We start from the raw sequence: 12,864 nt of genomic DNA, 5'->3' as shown, positions 1-12,864 counted from the left end.
AGGTGACTTCGGGATCAATCATACATTCTTCGGCCCAAATTCGGCTCATGTCATCCATGGGATTCGCTCCTTACCGCAAATTAAGGGCTCCGGCATTGAGCCAGAGCCCTGAGGGTCTTACTTCATGCTGAGTTGGTTGTCCGGGACGTATTGCTGTAAGGTGTTCCAGTGCTGCTTGAATCCCACTACGTCCTTATTTACGACTTCCAAATCATCTTTGTTGGGTAGCCACAAAATGGGCAGTTGTTGCGCAGCATAGCTGAGATAGTTATTGAGACGCGTCTTGATTTGACTTGGTGTGCCACCCAAATAGGTATCGTCAATGAGTTGATTCATGGTTGGACTATCATATCCCGCCACATTATACCCTCCGGTACTCGAAAACAAATCGCCTCCAGTGGGATAGAAATCGGGACCATAACCCCAATCAAGATCCGCCCCCATGATAATGTCCCACTTGTTGGCGTCGGCGGGCGTTCCGGCCATCCCGCTCACTGTCTGCGGACTCATGGGCTCAAGGGTGATTTTAATCCCTTCTTGCGCCCAACTCTCCTGCAGCAACTGGGCAATGCTCTGCACACTGGTGGACCCCGTGCCATAGGTAAGCGTGAAAGCGAGAGATTCGCCGTTCTTTTCCATCACGCCGTGATGCATTGACCACCCATGTTGTTCTAAGAGGGCCTTGCCGGCCGACGGATTATACGGATACGGATCGCCGATGGCACTATCCCAGTACGGGCTTTTGGGCGTGCTGGGAACCGGGCTATAATTGGCCACTCCCATCCCATGGAAGATGTGGGTGATATAACTTTGCTGATTGATCCCCATTTGCATCGCCTGACGAATATAGAGGTTATTAAACAACTGGCCTACGGTCCCGGCGGCGGTATGCATATTGAGCGCAATTCCCGTAAAGCCATACCAGACTTCCGGTACCACGGTATAATTCGTCAGTTTTAAGGCCGATTGATAGAACGAATAGGGTAGAGAGGCAAACGCCAATTCACCACTTTTCAGTTGGACAAAGGTGTCCGATGGAGACGGTTCATATTCGTAGATCACGGTTTTGATCGCGGGTTTGGTCTTGCCATCATAATGGGGATTGGCGACATACTCCCAATATTGATTATCGACCACTTTCTTAATCCGATAGGGACCGTCCACCACTTGATATACGGGATTGAGCGGATCGTCGCTAATGCTCTTAATCCAGGTTAGTTCTTGTTGCAAATTGGGATAGCGGTCCCACACCGACTTCGGAATGGGCGCTAATTGACTTAACCCATTATGCTCGAACCAGACAGGGTTGACCGACGTGGTGGTCGTGACCACTAGTGTATGCGCTCCGGTGGCTACGACACTTTGCCAGTCCTTCGGAACGCCGCCCGACCCCATAAAGCAATAGGCCAGCGTGGAGGCGGGTTCCGTGGCCGCATGAATTAAGTCCCAATCGTACACCACATCGGCAGCGGTGACGGCCGTGCCATTGGACCAATGCCACTTGGGGTTGAGAGTAATGGTGTAGGTGGTATCATGATGACTCACCGCAATATTGGAGGCAATCGAGCTGGCCAAATCGATTTGGTCACTGCCATTGGCGAAGACCAGCGGCACGTACGGTTGCGGACCATTGGATCCACCTCCCCCGAAGATATCACCACAAGCGGTCGCCGACTGAATCGGTGGCCACCAATTCAACTGTGCTTCTGGCGCGAGCCCGACCACCAGCGGCTTCTGGCTGCTTAGTGTTGCACTGCTCCCGGTGGTCGAGCCACAACCGGCCACCATTACCATCATGCCGAGAAAACCCATAATCGCGAACCAAAATCGCCATGGCCGATGCGAACTCATAGATGGCCCTCCTTTTAGGGATCGTGAGAGAACACGCATACAGTAGAGACGTTGTTATTTCTTATGTGAGAACTGAAGTTCGACAGTTAATGACTTCGCGAAAAGACTGACAACTCCTGCTGCGGTCCCGGAGATTTTTTGTGGCCGGGGGACAGGGTATCCGTTGGAGCGACATGCACATCGCCGGAACGGGCCGTGGGTGGGGTGCCATTGATGGCGACAATCTCCCGCCAAAGTCTCGTTCCAGAACGGGTCATGGGGGATGAAAACCACTGAGCCTCCGTGAGGTTCAATGCGCACAGCATGGTCCGCTTCCTTTCTTTCCGCCATGCGTTTCGTAAGACCTCTAAGGCACCTATTGACCTGATGGTCCCCTTGGGACCTCTATGCTAGTCGGTGCCATGGCGCATGGGTAGACACTGCGGACCGCTCTCTCACATCGTATTCGCTGTTAACATCATAACGCGAATGGACCTTCATCACGGCCGATACCCGCTGGCTATATCGGACAAGTGGTCGATTGGCCCCCCTTTGGTTAGGCGCGGTTCAGGGGACCTATTAGTGGATAACGGCTATACTCATGAATCTGTTGCAAGCTTAAAGCGATGCGATTGCTATGGTCATAGCCTCTATACCAGTCGATGGTCTTCTGAAGGGCGGTGTCGAGGTCCCATCGAGGAGTCCAACTGAGAATCCGGGTCGCTTTAGTGGTATCTAGGCGTAACGAGGCCGTTTCGTGTAGGGAATCCGGCTCCTCAAAGACCGGGACCCAGCGACCCTCCCCCCAAAGAGCGATCATCTTCTCGACTACCGTTTGCACCGACACCTGGCTTTCGGCCTCCGGGCCAAAATTCCATGCTCCCGAGAACATTTTCGGATGGTGCATCAGACGGGACGCTAATAACAGGTAACCCCCTAGAGGTTCCAGCACATGTTGCCAGGGACGTATAGCATAGTGATGTCTCACAAGAATGTCCTCATGAGCCATGAGGTGCTGAATGCAGTCGGGAAGCAGTCGGTTCGGAGACCAGTCTCCACCACCGATGACGTTGCCCGCCCGTACCGAGGCAATCACTTTTTGATGTTGATCGTAGCGATGAAGGGGGAAGAAGGAGCGACGGTAGGAGGCAATTAACAGTTCAGCCGCGCCTTTACTGGAACTATAAGGATCATCCCCGCCGAGAGGGTCAGATTCGCGATAGCCCTTTAAGGTCTCGGTATTTTGATAGCACTTGTCGCTGGTGACCATGATGCCGATAGAGCGGCCGGTCTGGGCACGCATCGCCTCTAAGACATTCATGGTGCCGAGCACATTCACGTCATAGGTGTAGCGGGGATCGGCATAACTTCTTTGCACCAGCGGCTGCGCGGCGAGATGAAAAACCAGTGTGGGATGATAGTCTTGGAACACTGAGGTAAGTGTTGCAAAATCGCGGATGTCCGCAAACACTTGGGTCATGTGAGGTAGGGATTGGAGCTCTTGGGAGTCTCTATCCGGCAAGGCATAGCCGACGATGTGGGCTCCTAACAAATGCAGCCACAGGGTCAGCCATTGCCCTTTAAATCCGGTATTGCCGGTAATGAATACGCGTTCGCCCGAAAAGGCGGATTCAAATCCTAACATCGATGAGACCTCCTTTGTCTAGTGCGTATGCCATGGTCCCTGCGTCTGGTGGTGGACAAACCAGCGTACGGTTTGTTCAATGCCCTCTTCAAGGGAGACCCTCGGATTCCAGCCCCACTGCTCTTGAATGCGCCCAATATCGGGTATCGGGGCGAGGCGTTCTCGGCCGCGCTGCGCTCGCGCTCCATAAAGAATGTGAGGCGGTGTTGGTAACGCTTCTCGGATAAGCTCGATGTAGTCGTGTAAGGGGCGGCCCTGGCCGGTGCCGATGTTAAAGACGTTGTGCTGGATCTGAGGTACGGTGGCCGCCAGCAAGAGGCCATCGACCACGTTTCCAACATAGCAATAATCGCGATATTGCTCACAGGTGGTGAGTCGTACGGGACCTCCTTTGAGGGTTGTGAGGATAATGTAGCTAAAGAGCTTGTGCGGGTCTTCAGATTCTCCAAAGACTCCAAAAGGACGAAGCGTAATGAGAGTGGTTGGCCCATCTTGGGCCATTTGCTGGGCTAAAATGGTGGCTGCCGCTTTACTGGAGCCATAGATGTCGAGCGGTTGCAAAGCCGCATCCTCCCTAATCGGAGCGGGCATGTTCCCATATTCCGAACTACTGCCTACGTTCACCATGCGAGGGACGGCACAAGATTGAGCCGCGGCTAAGACATTGAGGGTGCCGTGCACATTGATCGCCATGGCCTCTTGACGGTCATCCTGTTCCGGATTGGTTCCATAGGCGGCGAGATGAAAAATGATGCGGGGTTTGATGGCTTTGACACAGTGCATGACCTCATCCGGGTCCCGAATATCCGCCGGATATGGATAAAGTGCGGGGGTGAGGTCGTGAAGGCGCCACGGATTGGTTGAGGAGCGCACTATGAGAGCGACTTTAGCCCCCAAGTGGTGCAGTCGTCGTACCAGATGAGAGCCCATAAATCCGAAGCCTCCTGTGACCAGTACCGGGAGCTCCTCTAAACGGGAGACCGGCGGGGGAGATGACATGATCATCTGCTGCGTCATGGTATGCGCCCTCCTTTGCGAGTCGCGGAACATTTCCCTTCAATCGGTACGGTGGGAGATCACCCGCAGTAAACGTTGGATCACCGACGGAGACTTGTCATTTTGGTGACTCCGCTTCCATGGCGGCCACCGGTGGGAGCGGGTAACCGGTGAGTTTTTTGTCGAAGATGCTAAGGAGAGCAGGGTGGAGTCAGTGATTTGAAACGGATTCATCGCTGGGGTGTGGAAAGGTGTTAGGGAGTTGTCGGATATCGCGATGTCGGGAAACTGATGGTAGAGTTGTTGTTGCATTTGCTGCACGCGCACAAGGTATGGAGTATAAATCTGGTCGATGAGGGAGTCCTGAAATGAAAGCGGCTCGACACTCCATAGATCATAGCACGCATTATCGAGGATATTAAGACTGCCAAAGTGGTAACAGATTAACGGGGCATCATCAATATAGATCTGCTCTCCCCGGCGGGTCACGGGATGGCCATCGGTCATGGCAAGATTCCAGGGAGCGGCATTGATGCCCGCATCTCGAATGACCTTGACGTTTGAGAAAATATTGGGGATGTAATCAAGATATTTCTGATCTCCCCAACGTAGCGCTACGGCGTCAAATTGATCAAAGCACCACTCGCGGCATTTATCTCTCCAAGCACGGAGAATCTGAAGGCTATTTGGCTCGCGTCGAAATCCAATAAGGCCCGCTTGATAGATGCCGTGGCGAAACTCCACCTCGGCTGGTGCCCTCTGGGTACAAAGACACATGGAGTATTCTCCCCAGGCTTTGAAAATGGGGGCTGGATCAGCGAAGAAGTACAGATCAGCATCGAGATAGAGGAGGGCATCGACTTCAAGATGGTGTGTGAGAATGTATTCCAGTAGATAGGGCTTCAGGGTCCAGGAGTATTCTTTGAGAGAGCGGATGCTCTTTAGATGCTGAAGATCCGGATTCTCTAGAGTCCCCAGCGGGATTAAGCGCAGGTGAGGCCAGCCGAGGGACTGTAAGACGAACAAGGATTCCTCGTCGAGCGCAGCAACCCACAGGCAAAAATGGCTGGTGTGGGCGTTGAGAGAGTCATAGAGTGCCATAAGCTTGGGGAGATAGGAGGTGCTGACAAGAGTACAGAACTGGTAATAGGAGGAGGCTTGATCGATTTCCCGACGCCAGGCCGAATCCTTATACAAGCTCTTGGCAGATAACGGGTCGCGTCCACTGAAGAACACTGGCGCATCCCCACCCAGTATCGCTATTTGTTTTCGTAAGGCCGCTAGATACGGTAGATAGATATGGGCTTTGATAGCGACGGGAACGGTGATAGGATGCAGTGACCAGAGATCAAACAGATCCTCTTGAAAAACATCAAGACACGCGAAGTGATAGACAATGAGGGGCTCATGGTCGAGATACACTGAGCCCTCATGTTCGCCAATAAACTGATGGCGGGGATTGAAGATGAGGTTCCAGGGGGCGGCGTCAATGCCGCCATGGGCAGAGATGGTGATTTGCGAAAAGTGTTCGGGAAATTCATCCAGATACTTCTGATCTCCAAATCGTCCTAATTCCGTGCGGCCAAAACACCAGGAGAGGCACTCATCCTTCCACCATCGTAGGGCGGCCAAGCCGATGTCATCATGCTTGAAGCCGATGAGTCCGGCCTGATAGGTACCATAGACGGCCTCCACGGCGAGCAGATCGCGCTGGGGGCACAGGTAGATCGACTGGGTTCCCCATTCGTCAAAGAGCGCGGTGGGGTCAGAGAAAAAGTAGAGGTCCCCATCGCAATAGACAATGTGATCAAGCGACTGGGAGACTAAGAGATACTCCATCAACGGCGCCTTAAGTGTCCAGCAATATTCGTTCAGGGCGCGCTGAGATCGGACTGCCAATAAGGCGTCATCCTCCATGTCGCTCACCAGAAACAGTTTGGCGTTCGTGAGGTTCTGGCGAGAGAGCGTGTCAAAGGCAATCCGGTCGATACACCCAATCCACAAACAGAACGCGCAGTATTGCGCGTTGAGGGATTGATAAAGAGTCAGCATGCGCAGCACATAGTCGGCACCACAGATGCTACAAAACTGCATCACCGAGGGTCGACTGTCGGTCGTTGAGACGTTGCCCAAGGGGCCGTTCATGGGGCACGCCTATCGGATTCGATAAGGATTTGTGGCCATTTTTGGTTGGCTTCTTGGAGCTCCTTTTGCGTGTCAATGCCAATCCAAAATCCATGGTGGGGATAGACGGCGAGTTGACCATCATGGGCTAGGCTTTGCATCGGTTTGTCTTCGAGAGCACAATCGAGGTCAGAGGATAAATACTGAAAGAGGGACCGATGACAGACAAAGAAGCCTCCGTTGGTCCAACCTTGTAGCGTCGGTTTTTCTACAAAGCGTGTCGCAATTCCCTGATCGACACGGAAGGCTCCAAAGGGGCTTTGGCGCTTCACACCGGTAACGGTCATGACGGTGTTTTTGGATTGATGAAAATTCATCAACGCGGTAACATTGACGTTGGCGAGACCATCACCATAGGTGAGCATGAAGTGTTCTTCGGTAATGAGATGTTCCACCTGTTTAAGGCGCGCTCCTGTCATCGCATCAATACCGGTATCGACAAAGGTAATGCGCCAATCCTCAGGCCCAGTCAAAAGCTTCTGTTGGTGGTTCCTAAGATTCACCGAGACATCCCCATATCGCCAGGGATATTGCAAAAAATACTCTTTGATTTTGTGCCCTTGATGCCCCAGGAGCAGAAAGAAGTCGTGATAGCCATATCTCCGATACCACTGCATAATCTGCCACAGAATGGGGCGCCCATTCACCTCACAAAGCGGTTTGGGAAGGCCTTCTGAAGAATTCCCCATTCGGAGTCCTTTGCCACCGCATAAAATCACCACTTGCATCATTCGACTCCTCCTTTGTCTCTGTCAATATATGCCATGCAATGTCGCTGTGATTGCCCAGGAGGTAAAAATTGATGAAAATGGAGATATATGTATTTGTGCGAACGCCTTGGGGTGTCCGACTGAGGTGAGGGGGCTATCACGGGCCGCCATGGTGCTGACGACAAAGACGTTCAATAGCTCGCGGAGCTATTGAACGCAAGGTCTTGGTGTCAATGGCCACGGTAACATTACCGTGTGTGATCCTCGATGGCGTGACTTAGAATGCGGTATAACGATTCATGATCAGGGTGGAACATTGAAAAATAAGAGCGCCCAATAGCCAAGTGACCGCGACGGCTAGAGCGAAGAGCGGCTTGACATGGACGGCCATGGCGGGACTCACCGTGAGGTATAACTGCGGGTGGATGAGTATCCCAGCGGCAGCAATCAGGAGCGCCCACACCGCGATTTTGAGATCCGTCCAGCGGGAAAAAGTGAGGGTGCCGAGCAGAATACCGACCGCCGCGAAGGGTGGTAAGAGACAGCACATGAGAAGCGTCCAGATGATCCCAGTGACTAAAAAGTGGGACATGAGCGAGAGGGAATAGGTGTGATTGAGGATCATGGTATAAATGCCGAGGATGGCTACAGCGCCTAAATAGGAAGACTGGCGTATGGTGACAACGATGGACGCCATCCATTTTGACGCTAAGAGGTAATAGCGCGGGGCCGGTAACGACAACCACCAGCCGAGAGTGCCGTTTTTTTGCTCGCGGCTGGTATGGGAACTCGCTTCTCCAAGCGCCATAAACGGAAGCGCCCAAGTGGCATACCAGCCGTCATTCATACTGAAGTGGACATGCGGTCCTTGCCAGGTTACCACCGCTACCCAGATAACGGCGCTGACGAAAAAGACAATGCGCGGATGACGAGCCATACCGTGACTTAGGCTAGGGTTATGGCGATAAGTCAGTTCATGTTGGGTTAAAGCGCGAAGCGTCGGTCGGGCACTCATGGATGGGCCACCTCGTCTCGATATAATATACGCATCATGTCTTGCATGGAACCGTACTCTTGTCTCAAGGCATCGACATCCCCGGCTCGCAGCACCTGTCCGTGCTGAAGAAAGACCGCGTAATCAAAAATTGATTCGGTGTCGGCTAGTTCGTGGGTGCTCATCAGCACCGTGCTGTCTTGATCGCCAGCGTAGTCCAGCAACGCGTTGACGATGTTGTCGCGAGATACGAGGTCAATACCGCTAAAGGGTTCGTCCAGAATGAGTAACGGGACCTTTCGGGCTAGACACATCAGGAGCATGAGTCGCGCCTCCGTACCGCGCGACATGCCGGCGACCGATTGACGACGGTCAAGCCCCATACCGTCGGCCAGCGTGATGGCATGGGAATAATCAAAGGACGGGAAGAGACGCTCTCCCCAATGAATCGCGTCCTCGACGGTGTGATTTTCATACCAGCGGGCGCGGTCGGGTAAATAGGCGACCTCGGCATTGGTTTGCCATCCGGGAGGTTTGCCGAGAACCTGGACGATGCCAGCATCGGGCCGGGTAATGCCCATAAGCGTGCGAAATAGCGTAGATTTGCCCGAGCCATTCGGCCCGAAAATTCCCACCAGACGTCCTTTCGGGATGGCGACAGTGAAGTGATTGAGTGCCACCCGATTCCCATAGCGCTTATTGACGTTAGTGCAGGTTACAGCCATGGTATTCATTCCGCTTATCCTCCTTTGGGTCGATCGACCAACAACTCTCGAATCTCGTGAAGTGAGAACCCCAATCGTTCCATTTGTTGAACAAACTGCTCGGCCAACTCGGCGGCCAGACGGGTGCGAAATGCCTGAATGACCGAGGTGGAGGTGGTCACGAAGGTACCTTGACCGCGGCGGGTTTCGATCAGGGCTGCCCGTTCCAATTCCTGATAGGCATGAACCACGGTATTGGGAGCGGCCTTAAGCCCTTGCGCGAGATCGCGAACCGAGGGAAGTTTTTCCCCGAGTGCGAGTTCGCCTCGGGCAATGGCTCCACTGAGCTGTTCGACAATTTGCTCGTAAATGGGCAGGCGTACCTCAATGGTGAAATTGAGCCTAGCCACGTTGCGATCTTCCAATGACATCCCTCCTACGCCCATTCGTGGGTGTGGTTGTGTATGCGGCTACCGTGCGCCATGGTCCTATTCCCAGCGGAAGACCCGCGATGCGACCACGCCGGTGACCACAATCCATAGCACCAGGCCGATAATATCGGTGTGCAACGCGCGCGAAGCCATGGTGAGTTGACCACTCATCAGGCCGCGTAAGGCGTTTGAGATATAGGTAAGTGGAAAATATTGGACAATCTGGGCTAGAACGCGCGGGAGTGATGAGACGGAGAAGAAGATTCCGGATAGAAACATCATCGGAAAACTAATGAGGTTAATGATCGGAATGGTGGCCTCTTGGCTTTTGGATAGTCCTGCGACAATAAAGCCAATCGAAAGAAAGGACGCCATCCCCAATAACAACACCAGCAAAATGGGTCCGATGGGCACTAAAACCGATGCCTTGAGGATAGTGGTGGCGATACCGATGACGATGGCTGCACTTGCCAGACCCACCACCAGGTAATTCATCACCGTCGCAGTGAGAAATTGCACCGGCTTTATCGGCGTTGCGCGGAATCGCCGTAGGACGCCATTTTCTTTCCACCGGGTGAGGCCTGACCCAATGCCGAAAAGACTATTTTGCATGGTCATGAGTGCGAGAATGCCTGGCAAAAGAAAGTCTAAGTAGGTGGCTCCGTGGGAATGCGTCATAGCTTGGGCCGAGACGCGAAAGAGAGGGGGCTTGCCGGAGAGGTTGATGTCGGCTTGCGCCACGAAGGCCTGAACAGCCCCTACGGTTTGTTGAGCGCTCACGGCATTGGAATTGTTGTACCGCAGGGTAAGGGTGTTGGTGCCTGAGGTATGCTTAGCGGGAAGAAAGAGGGCTGCGTCTAGTTGCCCGAGCCGCACCTCTTTGAGGGCGGACTGGCGGCTCATGGATTGGATATGAAAAAGCGATGACTTTTCCATGGCGGTGACGACGGCACTAGACTGGCCGGCTGGAGCGACCACAGCGAGGTTCACTTGGGTCTGTGAGTTGCCGAGAAACCCAAATACGACCATTAAGACGAGCGGGAAAAATAGTGTCCAGAATAACCCTTGGCGATTCCGCACGGTTTGGCGTAAAAGACTTTGGGTGAGCTTCATGATGGCGTTCATTCACGTAAACTCCTTCCTGTGAGTTCCAAGAAGACATCCTCTAAGGTGGCGTTGCGAGTGGAGAGCCCCGTCATCGATCGCCCTTCGTGTTGTGCCCAATTCACGAGTCCAACTAAGGTATCCTGCAAATGATCGGTCACCACGACGGTCACCTGGTCTCGCTGCTCTACCCGGCGGACATGGGGGAGAGTGACTCGGTCATCCAGGCCCACCGAACGTGCTACCTCGATCATGGCGGCAGGCAGGTGACGCTGAATGAGCTCGCGAGGGGTTCCCTGGTCGAGCACCTGCCCGTGATCAATGATGGCGAGGCGATCAGCTAAAAATTCGGCTTCGTCCATGTGATGGGTGGTGAGCACGACGGTGCGCCCTTCTTTTTTTAATTCGGCAATGACGTGCCATAAATTGCGACGCGCTTGCGGATCGAGAGCGGCCGACGGTTCATCGAGAAATACCACTTCAGGGTCGTTGATCAGGGCCACCGCGAGGGCTAAACGCTGTTTCTGTCCCCCTGAAAGGCCGCCGACCCGCGTGTTTTGTTTTTCCTCAAGACCCAGTCGTGAAATGAGGTCGGGGACTTTTAGGGAATGACGATAAAAACTTTGGAAGAGGGCCAGTGTTTCTCGCACCGTTAACAACTCGAAAAATGCACTGCTTTGCAGTTGCACACCAAAATGCGATCGGGCTTCATGAGGGTTGCGCGCGACATCCACATCACCCCACCAGACATGCCCCTCATCGGGACGTCGCAGCCCCTCAATCATTTCCAGGGTGGTGGACTTACCGGCGCCATTGGGGCCGAGCAAGGCAAATATCGTGCCGCTCGGCACGGTTAATGTCAAATGGTCTACCGCGGTCATGGAACCGTATCGTTTGGTCACGTTCTCTAACCGCAATGTTTTAGCCATATCTGTCCCTTCTTTCTGCTGATGACATGGTTACGACGGCTATCATTAATAATATCAACTGTACCATAACATATAATACACTAATCACCGCCGATGGAATAAGAAATCGTCCATCGGGTGGTGATTGCCCAAATCGGGAGAGTTTCAGGGACGCCAATCCCGTGTGCAAGTTTCCCGCGGCAACAGATATTTGGATAAGGATATTCGGTAGCGTATTATGAAATGGAGGTGTGGGAGTCATGGACAAGCGACCGACGAATCCGTTAGCCTTGGCCGTATTGGCATTACTGTCGGAGCGGGTGGCTCATCCGTACGACATGTTATCCACCATGAAAAGTCGCCATTGGGATGCCGGCATTAAATTAAATTTCGGATCGCTCTATACCGTCATTGATGGTCTCCGTAAACGAGGATATATTGAGAAATTAGATACCGTTCGTGAAGGCCACCGGCCGGAGCGGACAGTCTATGGACTCACTGTGACCGGACGAAAGGAGCTTCGGCTCTGGTTAAGCGACGTGTTGCGACAACCCCAAAAGGACTACGGAGATTTTGAGGCAGGATTAACGCTGATGTTGCACATGGCTCCCGAGAAGGTCGCGATCCTCCTTAGAGAACGGATAGCTCACTTGGTGTTCGACCTTGACCATTTAAGAGAAGAGTTGCGGGCAGCCCGGGAGCAACGGCAACTAAATCGGGCACTGACCATGGACCAAGAGTATACCATCGTGCTGCGAGAAGCCGAACTGCACTGGGTCCAATCAATCCTGGTGGACATAGAGAGTGGGACGTTGCATTGGAGTATGGATTGGCCCCCTAGCGATGGGGATCACGGGGATCGGTCCTAACTTTTGGGCCACCATGTTATCGGCGAAACACGCATGACAATTTTCTTAACAGGGAGAGATGGCGTTGGCACGGGTTCTTTTCATGAATGTGGGCTCTGAAGGACATATCAACCCGACACTCGGATTGGTCGAGGAATTGCTCCGGCACGGTGAGGACGTCACCTACTTTACGGCGGACTCTATGCGGGACACAATCGTTGCCACAGGCGCTAATGTGATTACCTGCGACGCGAAAGCGCTTTTCGAGGCGTTTTTGAGTGGCGGACGCAGTTTATGGGGGCGCGTGGTGGGACTAGTGCGTACCACCGATGTGGTGATTCCGAGAGTGGTCGACGAGATTCAAGGGCAGCACTTTGATTATGTCATTCATGATTCGATGTTTAGCTCGGGACGTTTACTGGCACAAATTCTCGGTGTGCCAGCTATTAATTCGTGTACTAGTTTCGCCGTACAATCGCAGGGATTTGAGAAACGTTTGCAAAAGCTGTT

General features: G+C 53.2%; 11 protein-coding genes and 1 pseudogene. 2 read left to right on the top strand and 10 right to left on the bottom strand.

Annotated elements, in window-relative coordinates:
- Positions 1-117: 117 nt before the first annotated feature.
- The 10 genes from ACOJWD_RS08660 to ACOJWD_RS08615 form a co-directional block, all read right to left on the bottom strand.
- Entirely contained in the window at positions 118-1,851 is a 1,734-nt protein-coding gene (locus tag ACOJWD_RS08660) for a peptide ABC transporter substrate-binding protein (RefSeq protein ID WP_486992826.1), read from the bottom strand.
- 535 nt (positions 1,852-2,386) lie between these two features.
- On the bottom strand, positions 2,387-3,475 hold the full coding sequence (rfbG, locus tag ACOJWD_RS08655; protein ID WP_486992825.1) for a CDP-glucose 4,6-dehydratase: 1,089 nt from the start codon (positions 3,473-3,475) through the stop codon (positions 2,387-2,389).
- Positions 3,476-3,493: 18 nt separating this feature from the next.
- A complete protein-coding gene (locus ACOJWD_RS08650) occupies positions 3,494-4,492 on the bottom strand; it encodes an NAD-dependent epimerase/dehydratase family protein (protein ID WP_486992824.1) in 999 nt (332 codons plus the stop codon).
- Positions 4,493-4,531: 39 nt separating this feature from the next.
- Positions 4,532-6,616, bottom strand: a complete 2,085-nt coding sequence (locus ACOJWD_RS08645) for a glycosyl transferase (RefSeq protein ID WP_486992823.1) — start codon at positions 6,614-6,616, stop codon at positions 4,532-4,534.
- Entirely contained in the window at positions 6,613-7,386 is a 774-nt protein-coding gene (locus ACOJWD_RS08640) for a sugar phosphate nucleotidyltransferase (protein WP_486992822.1), read from the bottom strand. The genes ACOJWD_RS08645 and ACOJWD_RS08640 overlap by 4 nt, the downstream gene beginning before the upstream one ends.
- Before the next feature lie 256 nt (positions 7,387-7,642).
- A complete protein-coding gene (locus ACOJWD_RS08635; RefSeq protein ID WP_486992821.1) occupies positions 7,643-8,380 on the bottom strand; it encodes an ABC transporter permease subunit in 738 nt (245 codons plus the stop codon).
- Positions 8,377-9,093 carry an ABC transporter ATP-binding protein gene (locus ACOJWD_RS08630; protein WP_486992820.1) on the bottom strand — a complete coding sequence of 239 codons (717 nt, stop codon included), beginning with the start codon at positions 9,091-9,093 and terminating at the stop codon, positions 8,377-8,379. Before ACOJWD_RS08630 ends, ACOJWD_RS08635 begins: the two co-directional genes overlap by 4 nt.
- Positions 9,094-9,098: 5 nt before the next feature.
- Complete coding sequence (locus ACOJWD_RS08625) at positions 9,099-9,488, bottom strand: GntR family transcriptional regulator (protein ID WP_486992819.1); 390 nt, start codon at positions 9,486-9,488, stop codon at positions 9,099-9,101.
- Positions 9,489-9,551: 63 nt separating this feature from the next.
- Positions 9,552-10,619 (bottom strand): ABC transporter permease, encoded by a 1,068-nt coding sequence (locus ACOJWD_RS08620; RefSeq protein WP_486992818.1) that lies wholly within the window; start codon positions 10,617-10,619, stop codon positions 9,552-9,554.
- The gene (locus tag ACOJWD_RS08615; protein ID WP_486992817.1) at positions 10,616-11,527 is read right to left on the bottom strand and encodes an ABC transporter ATP-binding protein; all 912 of its coding nucleotides are present in this window, start codon (positions 11,525-11,527) and stop codon (positions 10,616-10,618) included. The genes ACOJWD_RS08620 and ACOJWD_RS08615 overlap by 4 nt, the downstream gene beginning before the upstream one ends.
- A gap of 239 nt (positions 11,528-11,766) precedes the next feature.
- Between ACOJWD_RS08615 and ACOJWD_RS08610 the strand changes: the two genes are divergently transcribed.
- Both ACOJWD_RS08610 and ACOJWD_RS08605 read left to right on the top strand, forming a co-directional pair.
- On the top strand, positions 11,767-12,375 hold the full coding sequence (locus ACOJWD_RS08610; RefSeq protein WP_486992816.1) for a PadR family transcriptional regulator: 609 nt from the start codon (positions 11,767-11,769) through the stop codon (positions 12,373-12,375).
- A gap of 64 nt (positions 12,376-12,439) precedes the next feature.
- A pseudogene (locus tag ACOJWD_RS08605) lies at positions 12,440-12,864 on the top strand (glycosyl transferase); the annotation flags it as partial.

The sequence above is a fragment of the Sulfobacillus sp. TH-112 genome, from assembly GCF_057473405.1.
Note: the sequence above shows the minus strand (reverse complement) of the source record. Positions and strands in the feature narration are given on the sequence as shown.